Origin of the sequence: Streptomyces sp. NPDC058001, from assembly GCF_042886315.1 — a bacterium.
Taxonomy (GTDB): Bacteria; Actinomycetota; Actinomycetes; order Streptomycetales; family Streptomycetaceae; genus Streptomyces.
In genome coordinates this window covers 1-22,509 of record NZ_JBHVQT010000004.1, presented here as the reverse complement: position 1 = coordinate 22,509, position 22,509 = coordinate 1, and the positions used below count along the sequence as shown (strand labels likewise).

The 22,509-nt window shown below is 71.5% G+C and carries 18 protein-coding genes; 10 read left to right on the top strand and 8 right to left on the bottom strand.

Going from position 1 to position 22,509, the window contains the following annotated elements:
- Window positions 1-14 precede the first annotated feature (14 nt).
- The 5 genes from ACFVT5_RS09865 to ACFVT5_RS09845 all read right to left on the bottom strand — a co-directional run bounded on the left by ACFVT5_RS09865 (window position 15) and on the right by ACFVT5_RS09845 (window position 3,806).
- Entirely contained in the window at window positions 15-389 is a 375-nt protein-coding gene (locus tag ACFVT5_RS09865; RefSeq protein WP_389883688.1) for a hypothetical protein, read from the bottom strand.
- Window positions 386-832, bottom strand: coding sequence for a roadblock/LC7 domain-containing protein (locus tag ACFVT5_RS09860; protein WP_389883685.1), 447 nt, complete (start codon window positions 830-832; stop codon window positions 386-388). The genes ACFVT5_RS09865 and ACFVT5_RS09860 overlap by 4 nt, the downstream gene beginning before the upstream one ends.
- A gap of 58 nt (window positions 833-890) precedes the next feature.
- Window positions 891-1,772, bottom strand: a complete 882-nt coding sequence (locus ACFVT5_RS09855) for a transcriptional regulator (RefSeq protein WP_389883682.1) — start codon at window positions 1,770-1,772, stop codon at window positions 891-893.
- Window positions 1,769-2,179, bottom strand: coding sequence for a hypothetical protein (locus ACFVT5_RS09850; protein WP_389883679.1), 411 nt, complete (start codon window positions 2,177-2,179; stop codon window positions 1,769-1,771). The genes ACFVT5_RS09855 and ACFVT5_RS09850 overlap by 4 nt, the downstream gene beginning before the upstream one ends.
- A 262-nt stretch (window positions 2,180-2,441) precedes the next feature.
- Window positions 2,442-3,806 carry a diaminopimelate decarboxylase gene (locus ACFVT5_RS09845; protein WP_389883676.1) on the bottom strand — a complete coding sequence of 455 codons (1,365 nt, stop codon included), beginning with the start codon at window positions 3,804-3,806 and terminating at the stop codon, window positions 2,442-2,444.
- Window positions 3,807-3,976: 170 nt separating this feature from the next.
- On the opposite strand from ACFVT5_RS09845, the gene hutU reads away from it, so the two are divergent.
- The 4 genes from hutU to hutI are packed head-to-tail and all read left to right on the top strand — an operon-like array spanning window position 3,977 to window position 9,396.
- The gene (gene hutU / locus ACFVT5_RS09840; protein WP_389883673.1) at window positions 3,977-5,638 is read left to right on the top strand and encodes a urocanate hydratase; all 1,662 of its coding nucleotides are present in this window, start codon (window positions 3,977-3,979) and stop codon (window positions 5,636-5,638) included.
- Window positions 5,639-5,655: 17 nt separating this feature from the next.
- Complete coding sequence (locus ACFVT5_RS09835) at window positions 5,656-6,855, top strand: allantoate amidohydrolase (protein ID WP_389885200.1); 1,200 nt, start codon at window positions 5,656-5,658, stop codon at window positions 6,853-6,855.
- Complete coding sequence (locus ACFVT5_RS09830) at window positions 6,852-8,195, top strand: formimidoylglutamate deiminase (protein ID WP_389885198.1); 1,344 nt, start codon at window positions 6,852-6,854, stop codon at window positions 8,193-8,195. The genes ACFVT5_RS09835 and ACFVT5_RS09830 overlap by 4 nt, the downstream gene beginning before the upstream one ends.
- Before the next feature lie 25 nt (window positions 8,196-8,220).
- Window positions 8,221-9,396, top strand: coding sequence for an imidazolonepropionase (gene hutI, locus ACFVT5_RS09825; RefSeq protein ID WP_389883670.1), 1,176 nt, complete (start codon window positions 8,221-8,223; stop codon window positions 9,394-9,396).
- Between the two features lie 105 nt (window positions 9,397-9,501).
- Here the strand turns inward: hutI and ACFVT5_RS09820 are convergent, their stop codons facing one another.
- The gene (locus tag ACFVT5_RS09820) at window positions 9,502-11,334 is read right to left on the bottom strand and encodes a ricin-type beta-trefoil lectin domain protein (RefSeq protein ID WP_389883667.1); all 1,833 of its coding nucleotides are present in this window, start codon (window positions 11,332-11,334) and stop codon (window positions 9,502-9,504) included.
- A gap of 386 nt (window positions 11,335-11,720) precedes the next feature.
- A complete protein-coding gene (locus ACFVT5_RS09815; RefSeq protein WP_389883664.1) occupies window positions 11,721-12,746 on the bottom strand; it encodes an RNA polymerase sigma factor SigF in 1,026 nt (341 codons plus the stop codon).
- A gap of 371 nt (window positions 12,747-13,117) precedes the next feature.
- Between ACFVT5_RS09815 and ACFVT5_RS09810 the strand changes: the two genes are divergently transcribed.
- From ACFVT5_RS09810 to ACFVT5_RS09785, 6 genes are all read left to right on the top strand, one after another.
- A complete protein-coding gene (locus ACFVT5_RS09810) occupies window positions 13,118-13,486 on the top strand; it encodes an STAS domain-containing protein (protein WP_389885195.1) in 369 nt (122 codons plus the stop codon).
- A gap of 407 nt (window positions 13,487-13,893) precedes the next feature.
- Window positions 13,894-14,484 (top strand): ATP-binding protein, encoded by a 591-nt coding sequence (locus ACFVT5_RS09805; RefSeq protein ID WP_389883662.1) that lies wholly within the window; start codon window positions 13,894-13,896, stop codon window positions 14,482-14,484.
- Window positions 14,485-16,194: 1,710 nt separating this feature from the next.
- Window positions 16,195-16,935, top strand: coding sequence for an LPXTG cell wall anchor domain-containing protein (locus ACFVT5_RS09800; RefSeq protein WP_389883659.1), 741 nt, complete (start codon window positions 16,195-16,197; stop codon window positions 16,933-16,935).
- Between the two features lie 62 nt (window positions 16,936-16,997).
- A complete protein-coding gene (locus ACFVT5_RS09795; RefSeq protein ID WP_389883656.1) occupies window positions 16,998-18,041 on the top strand; it encodes a hypothetical protein in 1,044 nt (347 codons plus the stop codon).
- On the top strand, window positions 18,038-19,204 hold the full coding sequence (locus ACFVT5_RS09790) for a hypothetical protein (protein WP_389883653.1): 1,167 nt from the start codon (window positions 18,038-18,040) through the stop codon (window positions 19,202-19,204). The genes ACFVT5_RS09795 and ACFVT5_RS09790 overlap by 4 nt, the downstream gene beginning before the upstream one ends.
- A 56-nt stretch (window positions 19,205-19,260) precedes the next feature.
- A complete protein-coding gene (locus ACFVT5_RS09785; protein WP_389885192.1) occupies window positions 19,261-20,559 on the top strand; it encodes a hypothetical protein in 1,299 nt (432 codons plus the stop codon).
- Between the two features lie 90 nt (window positions 20,560-20,649).
- Here the strand turns inward: ACFVT5_RS09785 and ACFVT5_RS09780 are convergent, their stop codons facing one another.
- Window positions 20,650-22,140 (bottom strand): oligopeptide:H+ symporter, encoded by a 1,491-nt coding sequence (locus ACFVT5_RS09780; protein WP_389883650.1) that lies wholly within the window; start codon window positions 22,138-22,140, stop codon window positions 20,650-20,652.
- Window positions 22,141-22,509 lie beyond the last annotated feature (369 nt).

The following is a 22,509-nucleotide window of genomic DNA, read 5'->3' as shown; positions in this document are numbered from 1 at the left end:
CGTACCGGGGCTGCTCATACCTCCAAGTCGCCCTCGACCCGGCGGAGTTGGTGGCGGGCCATGGCCAGGTTCGCCCGGTTCTTGTCCAGCGCGAGGTAGAGGAACAGGCCGCTGTGGCCACGGCCCTTGAGCAGGCGGATCAGGTGGTACTGGTCGCCCAGCGTGATCAGGATGTCCTCGATCTCGTCCTTGATGCCGAGGAGTTCCATGGCGCGGAGCTTGGCGCGGACCACATCCGTGTTGCCCGCGGCGGCGACCGTGAGGTCCAGGCCCTTGCCTCCGCCGAGTGTGCCGAGCGCCATGCCGCTCGTGTAGTCGACCAGGGCGATCCCGATGACCCCTTCGATCGATGTGGACGCGTCCTTCAGGGTGGTCTCGGTGTTCGTCATGACTCTTCTGCTCCCTTGGTGTGTGCCGTTCGGTCGTGCTCGTGATCGTTCGTGTGGGGGCGTTCGTGGTCGGCGGCCGGGTCGATCAGCTCGCCGACGCGGGTGCCCGCGCGGCGGGCCTCCAGATGCAGCCGGCCCACGTTCACGCGGGGCTCGGCCAGCAGGGTGAGGACGGCCGACGCGCCGGCCGCGTAGGTCGCGACATAGCCTCCGGAGCCGCGGATCAGCAGCTCGCGGAACGCGCCGTGCCCCGCCGCCTCGGTCAGCCGCAGGGACACGCCCAGCGCCGCGGCGGTCAGCGCCGCCAGCCCCTCGGGTTCGACGTCGGCGGTGTCCCGCGCGAGGACGAGCCCGTCGACGCTGGCCACGAGGCCGCCCGTGAGCTGGGGGATCCGGGTCCGCAAGCGCCTCAGCTCGGCCATGACCTCGGCTTCCGCTGCCATCCGTTGTCTCCTCTCGGCGCGCTGCCACAGTGCGAACAGCCTCATGAGGCCGGCCCGTTCACAGCGTGGCCTCCAGGGCGTCACGGAGGCGGCGCAGCAGGGCGACGTCCGGGTCGGCGGTCGGGTCGGTGATCGGGGTGGTGATCGGGGTGGGGAACGCGTCCGTGATCCAGGGCGGGACGGCCGGCGGCACCCCGCTCGCCGTCCCGACCCCCGCCGATGCCTCTGTCCCTGCCCCTGCTTCGGGCGCCGACTCGACCAGTCCCGCCGCCGCCAGTCGCCGTACCTCGATCAGGGTGTGGAAGGCGGGCCGCCCCAGCTCCCACGCGATGGCCGACGGCGTACGGACCCCGTCCGCGAGGCGCAGTACCGCCCGCAGCCGCTCGCCGACCGGCTGTTCCGGTGCCGGTGTGCGCGGCACCACGGGCGCGGTGTCCAGCCCTGTGCCGCCCGGCCACACCCCGTCGAGCAGGGCCCGCCGCCGCCGGGACTCGCGGTCCACGGCGCCCGCGTCGACCTGCTGGACCCGGCCGAGCCAGTGCGCGACCCCGTACCGGAACCTGGTCGGTCCCGAGGTCGGCCCGAGCACGAAGTACGCGGCGTCGAACAGGGCGCCGAGGTGGCACATCTGCAACGCGCCCTCGGCGAGCCGCCCGCTGTCGACCAGATGCCGGCCGACGGCGTTGCGGGCACCGGCCTCGGCGACGGCGTCCCACCAGCCCTCGGGGGGCAGGGTCCCGCCACGGGTCAGCAGGATGTCGAGGCCGGGGGCCGCGGGGCTCTCGGCGTGCACGATCCGGCCGTCGGCGAGGTAGAGGGTGCCCTGGTCGCGGATGAGGGCGCCGGTGGCGCGTTCGCGGGCCAGACGCAGCAGCATCGGTGAGACGGCCGACTTCTCCTCCGGGGACTTCCGCGCGGGGGCCTGTATGACGCCGCTCATCCGAGGACCAGCCGTTCGGACAGGTCCCGCAGGCGCATCCGGGCCAGGGCCAGATTGCCGGTCCTGCGGTCCAGCCAGAGATAGAGGAAGACGCTGCTGTCGAACGTCGTCTCCACGAAGTGCATCAGGTGGAAGGCGGCGCGCGTGGCGACCATCAGGTCCTCGACGGCGGGTCCATGGTCAGCGGGGTCGGAGGCACCGCGTTCGGCCGGGTCGGGTGCGAACACCGCGTACTCCGCCGCCGCCCGTGCCATCTCGGCGGTCTCGGCGGCGGTCGTCTCATGGTCGCCGCCCGCCGGATCGCCGACCGATCCGAGCGCGAGCCCGCTGGTCCAGTCGACGATCGCCGCTCCCCGCGCGCCGGGCAGCGTCATCGCCTCCAGCAGGCACTCGTCGATTCCGGGCACGCGGCTCCCCTCCCCATGGGCGCGTCCGGAGGCGGTGACCCGCCCCGGTGACCGGGACGCTACGCAACGCACACGGCGTTTCAGGGGCCTCTGGCATTTTCCAGAGGAACATGCCCGCGACTGAGGGCTTACGACCGTGGAATGTGGGATTCCTGGCCGAAGGCGACCGTTCTCCTTCGTTTCGGCCGCGCGGATTCGCGACGGGCGTCAGAGTCGGGGTGCCAGGGCCCGTGTATCAGCACTGGTGTGTCAGACCCGTATGTCAGAGCCCGTGCGTCAGGGCGTTCACCTGGGCGCCGCCCGACTCGGCCACGATCTCCTCGACCGTCTGTGCCGCCCGCACCAGCGCGAACCGCACCGCACGCCCGGCGCCCGCCGAGCCCCCGGTGCCCGCGGTGAACCCGTACACGGCCGGCCGCGCCAGCGAGTTGTACGCGTAGTGGTGCGCGAAGTAGTAGGCGCCGGTGTCGAGCGCCGCCGCGTAGTCGCCCTGGTCCAGCGGCGGCAGGGAGCGGTTCTCGGCGAGCAGGTCGCCGGCGAAGCACGCCGGTCCCGCCACGTCCTGGGCGACCTCGGGGCCCGATTTGGGCAGCCCCTTCGTGTCGTACGCGGCGATCCGCAGCGGCCAGGCGTCCGGCGCGTACACCGTGCGGGCCGCGATCTGGACGCCCGCGTGGGTGACCGCGATCCGGCGCCCGCCGGACGACTTCGCGTACTCGACGCGGGCCAGGACCGTGCCGTGCTTGGCGAGCAGCGAGCGGCCGAACTCGGTCACCAGCCCGTACCGCCCGTCGAACAGGCCCGGCACCCGCTCCGCGAGCAGCCGCGCGTACGCCGCGTAGGTCGGGGTCTGCTCGTCGGACGTGAAGTTGACCGGCAGTCCGCCGCCGATGTCGACGGTGTCGATCTGCCGGCGCCCGACAGCCGTGTTGATCTCCTCGGCCAGCGCGTATGTCTCCTCGATGCCCCGCGCCATCAGGTCGAGCGGCATCCCCTGCGAACCGGAGTGGGCGTGCAGCCGGGTCAGCCACGGCCGCTCGCGATAGGCGCGTACGACCCACTCGCGCGCCCCCTCGTCGCGCAGCGCGACCCCGAACTTCGAGGTCGGTGTGGCCGTCGAGAGCGCTCCGATGGACCCGCCGCCGACCTGCGGATTGACCCGTAGCCCGAGCGGTGAGCGGGTCGGCGCGGACGCCACCAGGGCGTCGATACGGGCGAGTTCCTGCGGGTTGTCCGCGTTGACCGCGATCCCCAGGGCGAGGGCCTCGCGCAGTTCGGCGGGCGTCTTGGCGGGGGAGTCCAGGACCGTGCGGTCCGCGCTCATGCCGGCCGCCCGGGTCAGCGCCAGTTCGCCGGGGCTCGCCGCCTCGGCGCCGATGCCCTCCGTGTGCAGCAGCCGCAGCACCGGTACGAGGGGCGCGGCCTTCACGGCGAACGCGTGCAGGACCGGGGTTCCCGGTGCCGTGACCGCGTCGAAGGCGGTGCGCAGTGCCGCTGCGCCCTCCCGGATGCCGGTCACGTCGAGCAGTCCGATGATGGGTGTCCCGGGCCCGACGAGGCCCTGTTCCACCGCGGCCCGAACGGCCTCGTCGCGGCGCGTCCCTGTCCGTGCTCCGCCCTCAGCCATGTGATCCCTCAGCTAGGTGATCCCTCAGTCGTGTGATCCAGCCAACCACTCGCCGCGCGCGGGCGCGGGGCCACCCCTGGCATCGACCAGGTCTTGACTAGTTCTATTCATCAGTTCAGGATGTGAATAGTCGATGGAATGATCGTTGCAGGACCCCGAGGAGGCAGACCATGTCAGGACCCCGGCCCGTACGAGCGCCGCGCGGTACGGAACTGAGCGCCCTGGGATGGCAGCAGGAGGCCGCGCTGCGGATGCTCCAGAACAACCTCGACCCGGAGGTCGCCGAGCACCCCGACCAGCTCGTCGTCTACGGCGGCACCGGCAAGGCGGCCCGCGACTGGCGTTCCTTCGACGCGATGGTCCGTACCCTGCGCACCCTGAAGCAGGACGAGACGATGCTCGTGCAGTCCGGGCGCCCGGTCGGTGTGATGCAGACCCACGAGTGGGCGCCGCGCGTGCTGCTCGCCAACTCCAACCTGGTCGGCGACTGGGCGAACTGGGAGGAGTTCCGGCGCCTCGAAGCCCTCGGTCTGACCATGTACGGGCAGATGACCGCCGGTTCCTGGATCTACATCGGCACCCAGGGCATCCTCCAGGGCACCTACGAGACCTTCGCCGCCGTCGCCGCCAAGAAGTTCGGCGGCACCCTCGCCGGGACCATCACGCTGACCGCCGGGCTCGGCGGCATGGGGGGCGCCCAGCCGCTCGCCGTCACCATGAACGACGGGGTCGTGATCTGTATCGACTGCGACCCGCGCGCCATCGAGCGCCGTATTGAGCACCGCTACCTGGACGTGAAGGCGGACTCGCCCGAGCACGCGCTCCAGCTCGCCGTCGACGCCCGCGACCGCCGTAAGCCTCTCTCCATCGGCCTGCTCGGCAACGCCGCCGAGCTGCTGCCCCGGCTCCTCGCCGAGGGCGCGCCCGTCGACATCGTCACCGACCAGACCTCCGCGCACGACCCCCTCGCGTATCTCCCGGTCGGCGTCGACTTCGACGACATGGCCGCGTACGCCGCCGAGAAGCCCGCCGACTTCACGGTGCGCGCCCGTGAGTCGATGGCCCGGCATGTCGAGGCGATGGTCGGCTTCCAGGACGCGGGCGCCGAGGTCTTCGACTACGGCAACTCGATCCGCGGCGAGGCCAAACTCGCGGGCTACGACCGGGCGTTCGCCTTCCCCGGCTTCGTCCCCGCCTATATCCGCCCGCTGTTCTGCGAGGGCAAGGGTCCCTTCCGCTGGGCCGCCCTGTCCGGCGAGGCGTCCGACATCCACAAGACGGACCGCGCGATCCTGGACCTCTTCCCGGAGAACGAGTCCCTGCACCGCTGGATCACGATGGCCTCCGAGCGCGTCCACTTCCAGGGTCTCCCCGCCCGTATCTGCTGGCTCGGCTACGGCGAGCGGGACCGCGCGGGTGAACGCTTCAACGACATGGTGGCGAGCGGTGAGTTGGCGGCGCCGCTGGCGATCGGCCGCGACCACCTGGACTGCGGCTCGGTCGCGTCCCCGTACCGCGAGACCGAGGCCATGCTCGACGGCTCCGACGCCATCGCCGACTGGCCCCTCCTGAACGCCATGGTGAATGTCGCGTCCGGCGCCTCCTGGGTCTCCATCCACCACGGCGGCGGCGTGGGCATGGGCCGCTCCATCCACGCGGGCCAGGTCACGGTCGCCGACGGCACGCCGCTCGCGGGCGAGAAGATCCGCCGCGTGCTGACCAACGACCCCGGCATGGGCGTCATCCGGCACGTCGACGCCGGCTACGACAGCGCCGAGGCCGTGGCGGCCGACAAGGGCGTCCGCGTCCCGATGCGCGAGGACTCGGAGTGACCCGCACGTTCCAGGAGATGTGGGCGGAGCTGCTGCCCATCGGGCGGAGCGCCACGAGCGGGGGCTATCGCCGGTACGCCTGGACGGGCGCGGACACCGACTGCCGTGCCTGGTTCCGCGCGCAGGCCGAGGCCCGGGGTCTGATGTACGAACTCGACCGCAACGGCAACCAGTGGGCCTGGTACGGCGATCCGGCCCAGGGGAACGCCGTGGTCACCGGCTCGCACCTCGACTCGGTCCCGGACGGCGGCGCGTACGACGGGCCCCTCGGCGTGGTCTCCGCCTTCGCCGCCCTCGACGAACTCCGCGCCCGGCAGGCCGCGTTCACCCGCCCGCTCGGGATCGTCAACTTCGGCGACGAGGAGGGCGCCCGCTTCGGACTCGCCTGCGTCGGCTCCCGCCTCACCGCCGGGCAACTGACCCGCGAGAAGGCGTACGCGCTGCGCGACGGGGACGGGGTCACGCTGCCGCGGGCGATGGAGGCGGCCGGACACGACCCGGAGACGATCGGCCCTGACCCGGAGCGCCTGGCCCGTATCGGCGCCTTCGTGGAACTCCACGTCGAACAGGGCCGTGCGCTCGACCTCACCGGCGACCGGGTCGGTATCGCCTCGGCGATCTGGCCGCACGGCCGCTGGCGGTTCGACTTCCGGGGCGAGGCCAACCACGCGGGCACCACCCGCCTCGCCGACCGACGCGACCCGATGCTGTCGTACGCGGAGACGGTGCTCGCCGCCCGCAGGGAAGCCGAACTCGCGGGCGCCGTCGCCACGTTCGGCAAGATCGCGGTCGAGCCCAACGGCGTCAACGCGATCCCCTCACTCGTCCGTGGCTGGCTCGACGCGCGCGCCGCCGACCAGAGCGCGCTGGACACCGTGGTCACCGCCATCGAGAAGGCGGCCGGGGACTACGCGGACCGCCATGGCATCGAACTCGCCGTGGACCGCGAGTCGTTCACGCCGGTGGTCGACTTCGAGGACGCGCTCCGGGACGAGCTGGCCCGGGTCCTCGGCCGCGCGGGCTCCCCGGTGCCGGTGCTCGGCACGGGCGCGGGACACGACGCGGGAATCCTGTCCGGCAGGGTTCCGACGGCCATGCTGTTCGTACGCAACCCGACGGGTGTCTCGCACTCCCCGGCCGAACACGCCGCCGAGGACGACTGCCTGGCCGGGGTGACCGCGCTCGCCGATGTCCTGGAGGGTCTCGCGTGCCGATGACGCCGATGAACCCGTCGTACTGGCTGGAGTACGCCTGGCTGGCTACCCATGTCGAGCCCGGCGTCCTGGTGACCACGGAAAACGGCCGTATCACCGAGGTCCGCAAGGATGTGGCCACTGCTCCGGACAGCGCCGTCCCCCTGCGCGGCCTGACGCTGCCGGGCCTCGCGAACACACACTCGCACGCGTTCCACCGGGCCCTGCGCGGCACGGTGCAGGTCGGCAGCGGCACCTTCTGGACCTGGCGCGAGGTCATGTACTCGGTCGCGGACCGGCTCACTCCGGAGACCTACCACCAGCTCGCGCGGGCCGTGTACGCGGAGATGGCGCTCGCCGGGATCACCGTCGTCGGCGAGTTCCACTACCTCCACCACGCCCCGGGCGGCACCCGCTACGCCGACCCGAACGCGATGGGCGAGGCACTCATCGCGGCGGCGGCCGACGCGGGCATCCGCATCACCCTCCTCGACACGGCGTACGTCTCCGCCGGCTTCGGCGAACCCCCGGGCCGCCATCAGCTCCGCTTCTCGGACGGCACCACCGACGCCTGGGCGGAGCGCGCCTCGGCCCTGAAGGGCGCCCCGCACGCCCGGATCGGCGCGGCGATCCACTCCGTACGGGCCGTCCCGGCACGGCAGCTGGGCACGGTGGCCCAGTGGGCCGAGGACCGTGCGGCGCCGCTCCATGTCCACCTCTCCGAACAGACGGCGGAGAACGAGGCGTGCGACCGCGCCCACGGCCGCACCCCGACCCGCCTCCTCGCCGACCACGGCGTCCTGGGCCCCCGCACGACCGGCGTCCACAACACCCACCTCACGGACGCGGACATCCACCTCATCGGCACATCCGGCACCGGCACCTGCATGTGCCCGACCACCGAACGGGACCTCGCCGACGGCATCGGCCCGGCGCCGGCGCTCCAGTCGGCGGGCTCCCCGCTCTCCCTCGGCACGGACAGCCACGCCATGATCGACCTCCTGGAGGAGGCGCGGGCCCTGGAGCTGAACGAACGCCTCCGCACCCACCGCCGGGGCCACTGGACGGCCGCCGCCCTGCTGCGGGCCGCGTCCCCGGACGGCTACGCGGCCCTCGGCTGGCCCGACGGCGGCCAGATCGCCCCCGGCGCCCTGGCCGACCTGACCACGGTCGCCCTCGACACGGTCCGCACGGCGGGCCCGGCCCCCCGCTTGGCGGCGGAGGCGGCCGTCTTCGCCGCCACATCGGCGGACATCCGCCATACCGTGGTGGCGGGCCGCCATGTGGTGAAGGACGGGACCCACACCACCGTCCCGCACCCCGCGAAAGACCTGACCACCGCCATCACCGCACTCAACGACTGACCCGGGCGCCCGGCGAGAGGACCCCATGAGCACCGCCACCCTGATCACCGACATCTCCGCCCTCGTCACCAACGATCCGGCGATGGGCGAAGGGCCGCTCGGGATCGTGCGGGACGCCGCCGTCGTCGTGCAGGGGGAGCGGGTGGTGTGGGTCGGGGCCGCTCAGGGGGCTCCGGAGGCCGATACCGTTCACCGGATCGGGGGGCGTGCAGTCATTCCCGGGTTCGTCGACTCGCACTCGCATCTCGTGTTCGCGGGCGACCGTACCGAGGAGTTCAACGCCCGGATGTCCGGGCGCCCCTACAGCGCCGGGGGCATCCGGACCACGGTGGCCGCCACGCGCGCCGCGTCCGACGAGGAGCTGGAGGCCGGTCTCGTACGGCATCTGCGGGAGGCGCTGCGGCAGGGGACCACCACCTTCGAGACCAAGTCGGGCTACGGGCTCACCGTCGAGGACGAGGCACGCGCCCTGCGGATCGCCGCCCGGCACACCGACGAGGTCACCTTCCTCGGCGCCCACATCGTCCCGCCGGATCACGCGGACGACCCGGCCGCGTACGTCGCCCTCGTCACCGGACCGATGCTCGACGCCTGCGCCCCGTACGCCCGTTGGGTCGACGTGTTCTGCGAGAAGGGCGCCTTCGACGGGGACCAGGCACGGGCCGTCCTCACGGCGGGCCTGGCCAAGGGGCTCCAGGCGCGGGTGCACGCCAACCAGCTCTCCTACGGGCCCGGCGTCCAGCTCGCCGTCGAACTCGGCGCCGCCAGCGCCGACCACTGCACCCGTCTCACCGACGAGGACGTGGCCGCGCTCGCGGCCGGCGACACCGTCGCCACGCTGCTGCCGGGCGCCGAGTTCTCCACCCGCGCCCCGTGGCCCGACGCCCGCCGCCTCCTCGACGCGGGCGCCACCGTAGCCCTGTCCACCGACTGCAACCCGGGCTCCTCGTACACGTCGTCCATGCCCTTCTGTATCGCCCTCGCCGTACGGGACATGGGCATGACCCCGGACGAGGCCCTCTGGTCGGCCACGGCCGGCGGCGCGGCGGCCCTGCGGCGCACCGACGTCGGGCGGCTCACCCCGGGCGCCTACGCCGACCTCGCCGTGCTCGACGCCCCCAGCCATGTTCACCTCGCCTACCGGCCCGGCGTACCGCTGGTGACGGAGGTCTGGCGGCGGGGCGCCCGCGTGACCGGCTAAGACCTCGGCCCCTGCTCAGCGTCCGCCACGTCCACGGTGACTGTGGCCGCCTCGGCGATGGCTGTCACCGTCGCCGTGCCGGTCGCTGCCGTGGTCGCCGTCCCTTCAAACCGGTGCCGCGCCCGCGACCCAGCGCTGCTCCCGGTTCCCGTTCACCCGGTCGAATTCGAGCCGCGCCCCCGTACGGCCCGAGTCCGGTGTGACCGCGTGGTCGAGGGCGATCTGCGGGCGGACGCGGCCCTCGGCGTCGATGAAGAACTGGAGATTGCGACCGTTGCGGCTGTGGACCGATGAGCAACTCCAGATGCCCACGCCCCGGTCCGTGTCGCCCCGGCTGTCCAGACAGAAGTCGTTGTCGGCCCAGGACTCCACGACTCCGCGCGCGGGATCCATGCGCCAGCGCTGGGTGTCGGTCGCCGAGCAGCGCGCCATCACGACATCGTTGCCGCTGAAGAAATCGCCGTCCGCCACGTCCAGACACAGGCCCGTGGCCGCGTTGACGAACTGCGTGAACGCGGTGCCCGGCGGCGAGGGCTCCTTCGAGGGCTTCTTCGGGGGCGGCTGCGGCGCGGGCGCCTTCGGTGCCTTCGAACTCGGCGTGGCGGAAGGCGACTTGGAGGGGGACGGGGAAGGAGACGCGGACGGGGACGCCGTCATCGTCGCGGTCACCGTGACGGCGGGCGGCAGCGGCGGCTGTGGCCGGTCCCCGGGGCCGCCCGCCGCGTCGCTGTCGGAACCGCCGCTGAGGAGGACGACGAGGAGCGGCGTCAGGGCGACGCCGACCGCGACGGCGACCAGGATGAACCGCTTCGAGGGGCGCCAGGTGAGCAGGTCGTCGTCGGATGACGACCCGCCTCCCGACCCGTCTCTCGACCGGACTCCTGACCCGCCTCCCGACCCGAGTCCCGGCCCGCGTCCCCGTCCCGGTCCCCCGGAGCCCGACCGGCGGCCGAACACGTCCGAGGCCACCGACGCGACCGCCGTCATCGCGGTCATAGTCGCCGCCGCCCCGGTCACACCCCCCGTGCGCCCGTGCGCGACGGGCGGCAGCACCGCGGTCGGCTCACCGTCGGGACCGTCCGCGCCGGCCGACGGCTTCGGGCCGCCCGACGCGTGCCGCCCGCGCGGCGACGGCAACTCGCCCGGAGGCAGCGCTTCCTGACGTGACGTCATATACGCGGCGCCGTCCCACGGCAACAGCCCACCGGCGAGCACGGGCCGAGGTGTCTCCCGCAGGGCGAGCAGCACCGCATGGGCCTCGCCGCAGCACGGACACGCCTCAAGATGCCGGTACAGGTCCTCGCTGTGCCGGGGTTCGCGCGGGCGCACGGACTCCTCGATCAGCCGCCGGAAGCCCTGACAGCGGGCGTCCCCGTACCGGGCCAGATGCGCCTTGAGGAACGCCCGCGCGAAGACCTCCACCGCCGCGCCCTTCGCCCAGGCGATCTCGTCCTCCTTCATGCCCAGGAAGAGCGCCGTTTCGGCGTCGGGCGCGTCGTCGACGACCCCGTACCAGAGCACGCCCTGGGTACGGGCCGGGAGGCTGTGGAAGGCCGCCGACATGGGCGGTTCGGCGGGCCGGGGCCGGGCGAAGGCGGGCAGGTCCCCGGCCTCGGCCTCCTCCTCGGCGAGGAGGTCCGCGAACCCGGGCCGCAGCCGTACGCGCCGGTCGTCACCGAGCCAGGACACGGCGACCCGGCGTACGAGCAGCATCACATGGTGCCGCCAGGCGCCCGCCGGATCGGCGCCCCGCTTGGCGTCCCTGGCGCCCAGCGCGAACGCCTGCGCCGTCAGCAGTTTCGCCGCCGCCTCGTCGGCCCCGCACAGCCGCGCGTACGCCAACGCCGACCCGTGATGACGGCGGCGCAGTTCGCGCAACGCCGGATACGCGGTGGCCGTGTCCGCGCGCAGGAGGTCCGTGAGGCGTGTGTCGGGCACGCGGGTGTGCGCACCGTCCGCTGCCTCAGCGCCGCTGTCCGTCCGGCCGCGCCCTGGCATCCGGCCACCTCCTCGACCAAGTGGCCATGGCCGCCCGGCATTTCTCCGCTCACCGACATACCAAGGGGTATGTGGGGGAGACCATAGTGGTGGAAGAGGCCCCTCCGGGAAAGGGGTTTCCGGCGGTAATGCGGGTGGGCTCAAAAGGAGTTCGTAAGAAAGCGATTGCGGGAGCGCTGCCACGGTCTCCGGTGACTCCGGTATCTCTCCGGTGTCTCCGATGTCCGGGGAAACGCTCCCGCGTCGCTGAGAGCCTTCGCCGTCAGGCGGCTGTCGGCCGGTCCCGCCGGGGTGTGCCGGGGGTGCCGCGGGGGCTGCCGGCCGGTCTACTGCTCGACCGTAAGTCCCTTGCGCAGGCGCACCAGTGTGCGGGAGAGCAGGCGCGAGACATGCATCTGCGAGATGCCCAGCTCGTCACCGATCTCCGATTGCGTCATATTCGCCACGAACCTCAGCGAGAGGATCTTCCGGTCCCGCTGCGGGAGTTCGGCGATGAGCGGCTTGAGCGACTCGACGTACTCGATGCCTTCGAGCCCGTGGTCCTCATAGCCGATCCGGTCCGCGAGCGCGCCCTCCGAGTCGTCCTCCTCGGGCTGGGCGTCCAGCGAGCTGGCCGTGTAGGCGTTGCTCGCGGCCATGCCCTCGACGACCTCGTCATGGGTGAGGTCGAGGCGCTCGGCGAGTTCGGCCACGGTGGGGGCGCGGTCGAGCTGCTGGGCCAGTTCGTCGCCCGCCTTGGCGAGGTCGAGGCGGAGTTCCTGGAGTCGGCGGGGGACCCGCACGGACCAACTGGTGTCCCGGAAGAAGCGCTTGATCTCACCGACGATGGTCGGCATCGCGAACGTCGGGAACTCCACGCCCCGGCTCAGCTCGAAGCGGTCGATGGCCTTGATCAGACCGATCGTGCCGACCTGGATGATGTCCTCCATCGGCTCGCTGCGGGAGCGGAAGCGCGAGGCGGCGAACTTGACCAGGGCCAGGTTGAGTTCCACGAGCGTGTTGCGGACGTACGCGTACTCGTGGGTGCCTTCCTCAAGGTCCTGAAGGCGGGCGAAGAGGGTCTTCGACAGCGCTCGCGCGTCCATCGGGCCCACCTCGTCGAACGGGGGGATGTACGGGAGGTCCGCCAGCGCGTCGGATGTCTGCGTCTGCGTTTCCGCGTGCGTCTGCGTCTGCGTCTGCGTGTACGGGTGCTCTGCGGGGGACGTCTCCGTCGGTGTCCCGGGCATCGCGTCCGTCGCGGTGTGCGCGCGGGGGCCCGGGATCTTGGTGTCGAGCGAGTGGGGGGTGGGTGTCGACGTCGCCTGCTCAGTGCGCGATTCGTCGAGCCGGGGTGACATGTAGTCCTCCATCGTTCTCGGCATATGGCTGCCGATGCCAATACGTGCACTGCGGTGTGCGGCGCCTCCAAAGCCGGCCGTTGCGATTGCTGTCTCTTCTACCCCTACCCGGTCCCGCGAACCTATGGCAAGTTCCGTTGCCAGTGAAATGTCCGATTTCATCGGGTTGTTCGGGTACCCGGCGGCGTAGGGAAGGCGTAGTGTTCGAGGGCGTCAGCCATGGACGAGGACGCTGGTGACAGGGCGTCCGTGAGCAGCTACAACACAGCCACGACATAGCCGGGACGGCGACAGTGGCGGTGACGGCGACGGTTGCGGCGGCCCTGGCGGTGGCCGGGACGGCAGCGATGACAGCAGCGATGACGGTCGGAGAGAGAGACGGCATGGACCGCGGGACGGTCGGCAGCGCACACCGGGGGCGGCTTCTGGTCGAGGTGCGGAAACAGGGCCCGAGTGCCGTGGTGACGGCGGTGGGTGAGCTGGATCACCACACCGCAGAGCTGCTGCGCGAGCCACTCGACGACTGCCTCGGCCAGGGCTTCGCCCGCTTGGTCGTGGACTGTTCGGAACTGGAATTCTGCGACTCCACCGGGCTGAACGTCCTGCTCGGCGCCCGGCTCAAGGCCGAGGCCGCCGGGGGCGGGGTCCATCTGGCCGGTATGCGACCGGTCGTCGCGCGGGTTTTCGAGATCACTGGAGCGGATGCCGTTTTCACGGTGCACGACACCGTCGCGGCGGCGCTGGCCGAATGAGACGGTGACGGGGGTGGCGGGGGCGGGGGATGGGCGGCGCGGGCGCCGGGTGGGGGGATCGGTGACGTGGTCCCGAGGGTGGCCCGGCTTGCGAGATGCCGTGAATATCCCTTTTGTCCGGCCTGGGGTGGCTGAGTTATGTGCCGGTTGCCGTGATGTGATGCACGCGTTACGCGCGTCACATCACCCGTGCCGAAAAAGTGGGTGTTCTCACGGATGGGCAGGGCAGGAGACATCCTGGATCCGTGACCACCGAAACGACAGGAATGTCCCGGGCCGTGAACAGGGCTCGGGTCCGACCCTGTCCGAACCGTGAAGATCATTGAAGTTGATCGAAGTTCATTGAAGATCGTTGAACTGAGTAGCTGAGTAACTGAGTACTGGTGAATCGGTGAGGTGAAGCGCTGATGAGCACCACCCGGCCTTGCTCGCCGGGCGACCGCGGCTCGGAGCCGGACGCCGACGGCGCCTCGGGGGTGCCCGTGGTGTCCGGGGGGCCCGAGGTGTCCGACGTGTCCGAGGCGTCCGAGACGTCCCCGGGCGACGAGGCTCTGGGCGACCCCGCCGTCGCCGCCCGGCCGGTCGGGCGCCAGGCGCGGCGGCTGAGCTTCGCCGACGCCAGTGGAATCGTCCCGCTCGCACGGGACTTCGCCCGTCAGGCGCTGTACGCGTGGGGCTGGCTGCCCGCGTCGAGCGCCGACCGGCGGGCCGCCGCCGAGGATGTCCTGCTGGTCGTCTCCGAACTGGTCACCAACGCCTGTCTGCACGCCGACGGTCCCGAGGAGATGTGGATCGCCTGCGAGGGCAAGGTCCTCCGGGTGGAGGTGTCCGACCGGGGCACCGGGGCGCCGGCACCCCGAACCCCGCATCGGGCCGGGCGCCCCGGGGGGCACGGCATGTTCATCGTGCAACGGCTGTGTCTGGACTGGGGGGTGACCCGTACGGCGGGTGTGGCGGGGAAGACGGTATGGGCGGAACTGGGGGCTGCGCCGGCTTGACCGGTTCTTCGTGTACGGGGGTGATTTGCCGGCGAGTGGGTTCTGTCCGGTACCTCGGTACGGCCGGTTCTTTGCGAGGGGTACTCCCGCCCACCCACCCGTAGGTTTGGGTGACCTGATGCCTGTGCGGTAAGTCGGTTCTGCCCGGGGGCGCTTCCGGCATCGGCCCGTATGTGCCGCTGCCGAGTGGCTTCCGTCCGGTACTTCGGTGCTGCCCGGTCCGCTGCGCGGGGTACTCCCGCCCACCCACCCATGGGTGTGGGTGGACTGGTGCCTGTCCGGTCCTTCGGTACTGCTTGGGGCGCTTCCGTCACCCGCCCGTATGTGCCGCCGCCGAATGGCCTCCGTCCGGTACCTCGGTACGGCCCGGATCCGTGCTCGCGGCACTCCCGCCCACCCACCCGTGGCGTGGGTTTGGGTGGTCTGATGCTTATGCGGTACATCGGTTCTGCCCGGGGTGCGTCTGGCCCCCGCTCGTATGTGCCGCTGGCGGGTGGCTTCTGTCCGGTACTTCGGTACCGCCTGGTTCGCTGCTCGGAAATTCCGGGCCACCCGCCCGTGGGTTCGGGTGGTCTGATGTCTGTCCGGTACGTCGGTTCTGCCTGGGGTGCGTCCGGTGCCCGCCCGTATGTGCCGCTGGCGAGTGACCTCCGTCCGGTACTTCGGTACGGCCCGGTTCCGTGCTCGCGGCACGCCCGCCCGCCCACCGTGGGTTCGGGTGGCCTGATGCCTGCGCGGTCCTTCGGTGCTGCCCGGGTGTTTCCGGGACCCGTCCGTATGTGCCGCCGCCGAGTGGCTTCTGTCCGGTACTTCGGTACTGCCCGGTCCGCTGCGCGGGGCACTCCCGCCCACCCACCCATAGGCTCGCCTGGCCTGACACTCGTTTCGCCCGGGGTGGATGTGTGGGTTGGAGTGCCGGTGAGTTGCTGGAGCGATCCGGGCGCGCGAGGCCCGGATCACGGGCGATGCGACGTGAACCCCCAAGGGTGCCGGGTTGCCGGTCAAGCGCGATCCGGCGTGCATCTATGGGCGGGTGGGCGGGAGTTCCGGGGCGTCGGACGGGACAGTACTGAGGTTCCGGACCGAGGTGATGTGGCGGTATCTCCGTGGGTGGGTGTGAGAGGTGCCAGTTACGCGGGGTCCGGCGTGAACCCATCGGCGGTGGGCGGGAGTTCCCGGGTGTGGGACGGGCAGTGCCGAGGTTCCGGGCGGTGGGGATGGGGCGGCGACTCGGAGTGCCGGTCAGGTGGATCCGGCGTGCGCCTATGGGCGGGTGGGCGGGAGTTCCGGGGCCTGGGATGGGGCAGTGCTGAGGTTCCGGACCGAGGGGATGTGGCGGTGACCCCGTAGGGGGGAGTGCCGGTCCGGTGGATTCGGCGTGACGTATGGGCGGGTGGGCGGGAGCTCCAGAGCCGGGATGCGGCAGTGCTGAGGTTCCGGACCGAAGGGATGTGCCGGTAACCCCGTAGGGCGGAGTGCCGGTCCGGTCGATTCGGCGGGAGTTCCAGGCCCCCGGGACGAAACAGCCCTGAGGTTCCGGACAGAGCCCCAGGCACCCCCCGCCCCCTACCCCCGCAAGGATCCACCCGCCCCCGTCTCTTCCCTCAACACCCTCCCCGGCGTACCTTGAGCGCCCAATCTGATGCGCCGTCAGCAAATTCGCGTGCGCGGAGCCGACGGCGGCGTACAACGGCAAGAGGGGAACCCGTGGTGTCGTACCGGACGTACCAGAAACGAACGGCCGCGCTCGCGCTCGGCGCGGCCCTGGCCGGCTCGGCGGTGCTGATGGCCGCCCCCGCGGCCCACGCCGAGGTGGTCGACGTCAACTACCAGTGCAAGACGCCCATCGGCGACAAGGCAGCGGTCTCACCGATCGACATCAAGGCCGTGAAGAGCGGCAGCGGATACTCCGTGACGATGTCCTTCCAGAAGGGCGTCTCGTCCAGCCCGGTCGAGCTGGGCAAGGGCGCGATGAACCCGAGCGCGGTCATCAAACTCGGCGGCGCCGACACCGGCACCGTCGCGGTGAAGGGACCCGCGAACGCCGAGGCCATTCCCGCCGACACCCCCATCAAAATCAGTGACTTGACGGGCACGTACACACCGAAGAAGTCGGGAACGGTCACGTTCACCGCCGGGGTGCTCACCATCAAGGCGCTGGGTACGACGACCACCTGCACCCCCTCCAACAACCCCAAACCGTCCCTGTCCCTGGCCGTCACGGCCGCCGGCGGCTCCGGAGGATCGGGCGGCTCGGGCGGATCGTCCAGCACCGGCGGCTCCTCCAGCGGCGGCGGTACGTCGGACGGCGGCAGCGGCGGCGACCAACTCCCGCAGACCGGCCCCGCCGACTCCGCCCTCGCCCTCGGCACCCTCGGCGGCACCGTCTTCCTCGCCGGCGCGGCGGGCGTGCTGTGGCTGACCCGCAGGAACCAGGCGGCGTCCCGGTAACCCGCCGCCCCGACTCCGTACGTGCCGAAGACTCCGTACGCGCCGAAGACCAGGAGCCGCCGATGTCGCCGCACCCCCGAAGGGACCGCCCACGCGCCCCGGCCGTCGCGTGCGTCCTGGCCACGACGCTCCTCCTCCTTGCCGTGACACCCGCGACACCCGCGACCGCCGCACCGCCCCGGGCACCGGAACCCACCGGCTCCTGGTCCGTCGCCCCCTCCCCCGGAGGCGGCTCCCGCCCCGGTGACCAGGACGGACGCGCGTACATCTACGCCGAAGGCGCCCCCGGCACCGTCCTGGAGGACTCCGTGGCCGTCAGTAACACCGGCACCCGCGCCCTGACGGTACGGCTGCGCGGCGCGGACGCCGACAACACTGACACCGGCGGCTTCTCGGTACGGGACAAGGCGGTGGACACCGGCGCCTGGATCACCTTCGCCGAGCGGACCGTACGGATCCCGGCCCGTACCCGCGCCGAGGTCCCGTTCACGGTGACCGTCCCCGCCGGTGCGACGCCCGGTGACCACCCGGGCGCCGTCGTGGTCAGCGCGGCCGGACGTGACGCGGGCGTACGGGTCCATCTACGCGTCAGCGGCCCCACGCTCTCGGCGCTCACCGTCGAGAACGTACGCGCGGACGGCGACCGTATCTCCTACGACCTGGTCAACCGGGGCAACACCGTCCTGTCCCCGAAGCTCGCGGTGCGCGCCGACGGGGTGTTCGGCGCGCTGCTCGACCGGCCGGCCCGCGCGCTGCCCGTCGAACTGCTGCCCGGCCGCCGGGTGACGCTGCGCGAACCGTGGGACCCGCCCACCTTCGACTCCGTCGACGTACGGCTCACGGTCACCGCGGCCGGCGGCGCCCGGGACACCGCGACCGCCACGGCCCGCTTCGTGCCCTGGGTCCCGCTGACCGGCGCCGCCCTCCTCCTGGCAGCGGCGGCGGCCGTCGTTGCCCGGGTCGTACGGGTACGGAGGCGGGGACCCGAGGGAGTACGCGATACGGAGGAACCGCCTCCCAGGCAACCGGCCCTGGCCGGATCGAGGACCGGATCGAGGACAGGCACGAGGACCGGCACCGGCACCGGGACAGGAGACGCACTGTGAACCGCAGGCCCAGGACGACCAGGACCGCCGTACTCCTCGCGGCCCTCGCCGCACTCGTCACCACGCTGCTGCCCGCCATCGCGGCCCACCCCGCGTCCGCCGCCCCCGCCGCTGACCCGACCGTCGCCGTCTCCAACTCCCAGGCGGGCGTGGGTGGTTCGATCACCGTCACCGGCAAGGGCTGGCGGCCCGACACCCTGCTGATGATGCTGATCTGCGGTCAGAACATGATCGGCGGCACCAACTCCTGCGCCAACGCCGACGGCCGCGCCGTCACCACCGACGGCACCGGCGCCTTCAGCAAGAAACTCCCCGTGGCCGCGCCCCCGAAGCCCTGCCCCTGTGTCGTGCACGTGGCCGCCGTGACCGGTGAACAGGCCGTCGCCGACGCCGAGTTCAAGGTCGCGGGCCACCCCACGGCACCGCTGCCCGAGCCGAGCGGCGACGGCCGGCTCGCGATCCTCACGGACACCCGGCTCGACGGATCAAGCGGCGTCCTGACCTGGTTCGGCGCCCCACCGTCCCGCACCCTCGTGTTCACCGTCGGCAACCTCGGCGCGTCCCCGGTGAAGGACCCCGTCTTCCAGGTCGGCACCGCGCACGGCGTGTTCGCCCCGCAGTGGGAGGACCAGCAGTGGCGGGGCACGGTCGCACCGGGTCGCAAGGCGCAGATCCGGCTCCCCGTCGAACTCTCCGCGGGCGCGCACGGCGGCTATCTCGTCTCCGTCCGCTACGGCGGCAAGGTCCTCGCCGAACAGCCCTGGGGCGTGGGCCGACCGTGGGGCGTCACCCTGTTCTGGGTGCTGCTCTGTGTCGTCGTACCGGCGGCCGTGTTCCGTATCGGCATGGCCGTCGTCGACCGGGTGCGCCCGCGCGGCTCCCGGCACCCCGCCGGACCCGCCCGCACCGGACGGCACCGTGGCGTGAGCCTGCCCGACCTCACCGTACGGCTGCCGAAACTGTCCTCCGCGACGCCGAAGCCCAAGGCCACTCCGGCGACCGCGACCGCTACGACGTCGACCGCTACGACTCCGACCCTCCCGTGGTTCACACCGGACACCGATCCGGGACCACCGACGGGTCGGCTCTCCGCACCGTCCACACCATCCGAGGAACCACCGACGAACACGACGAACACTCAGTCAAAAAGGGGTACCACGTGAGCACGCAAGTGAGGGTGAGCGCACGGCGGAGAGCGGGCGCGGCCGGTGTCGCGATGATGCTCGGCGGCGCCGGGCTCCTGCTGGCCGCCGGACCCGCGCAGGCCGCCGAGGTCTCGTACGCGACCGAGTGCATACCGCCCGCGATCTCCGGACTGCCACCCGTGCACGGGACGACCAAGGTGGACATCTCGGCGCCCGCCGAAGCGAAGGTCGGCGACGAGGTCGACATCGTGTGGAAGACCACGCAGGCCGCGTCCAAGAACCCGGACGTCCTCGACCTGGAGAAGGACACCGTCAAACCGACCGGGACCCTCAAGGTCACGGGCGCGCAGACCGGTGACCTCGCGATGGCGGGCCCGCGCCAGAACCCGCCCATCCCCAAGAACAGCGCGATGATCCTGCCCGACATGACGGCCAAACTGAAGCTGACGGCACCGGGCGAGGTGACGCTCACGCCGGGCGCGTACGCCATCAACGTCAGCAAGCCGATCTCCACCGACACCAAGTGCACCCCCAAGGAGACGGTGAACCCGGCGGCGACCATCAAGGTGACGGAGGGCGGCGCCAGTTCGGGCGGCACGACGACCGGCACCACATCCGGCACGACGACCAACGGCGGTACGACGAGCGGCACTACAAGCGGCACTACAAGCGGCACGACGAGTGGCAACACCAGTGGCAGCACCGGCGGCAATACGGGCGGCGGTGGCGACGGTCAGACCGACTTCACCGGCAAGGAGGTGCAGGTCCCGTACGCCTGCAAGACCCCCATCGGTGACAAGGACGCGACGTCGCCCGTGCAGATCAACGCCAAGAAGAACGGCGGCTCCTTCGATCTGACGGTCCAGTTCAAGAAGTCCGTGATGGACAGCCCGGCCGAGATCCCGGCGGACTCCGTGAAACCGTCGATGGAGGTCAAGCTCGGCGGCGCCGACAAGGGCACCGTGCATGTCGAGGGCCCGACCAACAAGGACCCGATCAAGTCCGGCGCACCGATCGCGATCCCCGATCTGACGGGTACGTACAAGCCGGGCGCCGACGGCAAGTCGACGCTCTCGCCGGGTGTCCTCACGGTCAAGGCACTCGGCACGACGACGACCTGTACGCCCACCAAGTCCGAGGTGTCCCTGGAGATCGACACGACGGCGCAGCCGGGCGGCGCGTCCGGCGGTTCGGGCTCGGCGGGCGGTTCGGCGGGCGGCTCCGCCTCCGGCTCCGGTGGCACCGGCGGCGGCCTCGCGGAGACCGGCGCCGACGACCACGGCGCGCTCAGGGCGCTCGGCCTGGTCGCGGGCACGGTGATCCTGCTCGGTGGCGCGGTGTTCACGTTCCTGCCGAGGCGCCGCACACACTGAGCGACCAGGCAGTGGTACGAGGAAGGGCCGCCGCACCCGACGGTGCGGCGGCCCTCTCTCGTACTGGGGGAACTACAGGCTGACGACGTGTCAGTGCACGTCGCCCATGAGCGACTTGACCTTCTTCCGGTACATGAACACCGCGGCGCCGGCGGCGATGGCGAGCGCGGCCTCCATGCCGACGATGCCGGTCTTGTTGAGGTCGACTCCCGCGAGGGACAGCAGGCTCGTGGTGCAGTCGCCCGCGGTGACGGCGAGGAACCAGACACCCATCATCTGGGAGCCGTACTTCACCGGCGCCATCTTGGTGGTGACGGACAGCCCGACCGGCGAGATGCACAGCTCACCGACGGTCTGCACGAAGTAGATCGCGACCATCCACCAGGCGGCGACCTTCGCGCCGTCCCCGGCCATGCTGAGCGGGATCAGGAAGACCAGGAAGGACGCGCCGACCAGGAACAGGCCGGACGCGAACTTCACGACCGTGCTGGGTTCCTTGCCGCGCCGGTTGAGCGCCAGCCAGATCCAGGCGACGACCGGGGCCAGCGCCATGATGAGTACCGGGTTGATCGACTGGTACCAGGAGACCGGGAAGTCGAAGCCCAGGACGGTGGTGTTGGTGGACTTGTCGCCGAACAGGGCCAGCGTGGAGCCACCCTGGTCGTAGATCATCCAGAACACGGCGGCGGCCACGAAGAACCAGATGTATCCGGTCATCTTGGACTGCTCGGCGACGGAGAGTTCCTTGTCCCGCTTGATCCTGGTGAGCACCATGATCGGGATGATCAGACCCGCGAGGGTGATCGGTACGAGGGCCCAGTTGAGGGTGTAGTTGCCGGTGACGACGACGAACCCGTAGAAGACGACGGCGACGGACAGCCAGATGAGCCCCTTGCGCAGCGTGGTCTGACGCTCCTGCGCGCTCAGCGGCTTCGGTACGACGCTGGACCGCGCGCTCAGATGCCGCGTACCCATGAGGAACTGGGCCAGACCCAGGGCCATGCCGAGTGCGGCGAGGGCGAAGCCGAGGTGCCAGTTGACGTTCTCGCCTACGGTGCCGATGACGAGGGGCGCGGCGAAGGCGCCGAGGTTGATGCCCATGTAGAAGACGGTGAAGCCACCGTCGCGGCGCGGGTCCTCGGGGCCGTCGTAGAGCTGGCCGACCATCGTGGAGATGTTGGCCTTCAGCAGCCCCGAGCCGAGGGCGACGAGCGCCAGACCCGCGAAGAAGGTGCCCTGGCCGGGCAGGGCCAGCGTCAGATGGCCGAGCATGATGACCGCGGCCGAGACGGTGACGGTCTTACGGGGACCCCAGACACGGTCGCCGAACCAGCCGCCGGGCATGGCGAGCAGGTAGACCATCGCCAGGTAGATCGAGTAGATCGCGGTGGCGGTGGCCACGGGCATGTGCAGGCCGCCGGGGGCGACGAGATACAGCGGGAGCAGCGCCCGCATGCCGTAGAAGCTGAAGCGCTCCCACATCTCGGTCATGAAGAGAGTGGCCAGGCCGCGGGGGTGGCCGAAGAAGGTCTTCTCGCTGCCAGGCGTACTGGCGGAGTCCTTCGTCAGGCTGGACGCCATGGATGGATCCTCGTGAGTTCGGGACGCGCCGCACGAAGGGGTACGGGCGCCCGGTGGGGGGCGGGCCATATCGGGGCCGGTGGGTGGCCGACCCGGCACACAAAAGGACCCTCGGCGCGCAATAACGGGCCAAAGGTCCATCAATAGTGCTACAGGCGTCTTCCACCATAAGACACGACAGCACCCTATATGGAAGGACTTGAGACACGGATCACAGGAACCAGGGGAACAACACAACCACTTTCCAAGGCCCCACCCCAAACCACCCACCCCTTCGAACCCACCACGAAGGCGCCAAGCCGAGACGACGCATCCCGGCGACGCCAAGCCGCTCCGCGGGTCCAGGCGCCAAAGCTGCCCGGCACCTTG

Coding starts and splice junctions, on each gene's coding strand:
- ACFVT5_RS09865 (WP_389883688.1), bottom strand. CDS start 389: ATGACGAACACCGAGACCACCCTGAAGGACGCGTCCACATCGATCGAA.
- ACFVT5_RS09860 (WP_389883685.1), bottom strand. CDS start 832: ATGGCAGCGGAAGCCGAGGTCATGGCCGAGCTGAGGCGCTTGCGGACC.
- ACFVT5_RS09855 (WP_389883682.1), bottom strand. CDS start 1,772: ATGAGCGGCGTCATACAGGCCCCCGCGCGGAAGTCCCCGGAGGAGAAG.
- ACFVT5_RS09845 (WP_389883676.1), bottom strand. CDS start 3,806: ATGGCTGAGGGCGGAGCACGGACAGGGACGCGCCGCGACGAGGCCGTT.
- hutU (WP_389883673.1), top strand. CDS start 3,977: ATGTCAGGACCCCGGCCCGTACGAGCGCCGCGCGGTACGGAACTGAGC.
- ACFVT5_RS09835 (WP_389885200.1), top strand. CDS start 5,656: ATGTGGGCGGAGCTGCTGCCCATCGGGCGGAGCGCCACGAGCGGGGGC.
- ACFVT5_RS09830 (WP_389885198.1), top strand. CDS start 6,852: ATGACGCCGATGAACCCGTCGTACTGGCTGGAGTACGCCTGGCTGGCT.
- hutI (WP_389883670.1), top strand. CDS start 8,221: ATGAGCACCGCCACCCTGATCACCGACATCTCCGCCCTCGTCACCAAC.
- ACFVT5_RS09815 (WP_389883664.1), bottom strand. CDS start 12,746: ATGGAGGACTACATGTCACCCCGGCTCGACGAATCGCGCACTGAGCAG.
- ACFVT5_RS09810 (WP_389885195.1), top strand. CDS start 13,118: ATGGACCGCGGGACGGTCGGCAGCGCACACCGGGGGCGGCTTCTGGTC.
- ACFVT5_RS09805 (WP_389883662.1), top strand. CDS start 13,894: ATGAGCACCACCCGGCCTTGCTCGCCGGGCGACCGCGGCTCGGAGCCG.
- ACFVT5_RS09795 (WP_389883656.1), top strand. CDS start 16,998: ATGTCGCCGCACCCCCGAAGGGACCGCCCACGCGCCCCGGCCGTCGCG.
- ACFVT5_RS09785 (WP_389885192.1), top strand. CDS start 19,261: ATGCTCGGCGGCGCCGGGCTCCTGCTGGCCGCCGGACCCGCGCAGGCC.
- ACFVT5_RS09780 (WP_389883650.1), bottom strand. CDS start 22,140: ATGGCGTCCAGCCTGACGAAGGACTCCGCCAGTACGCCTGGCAGCGAG.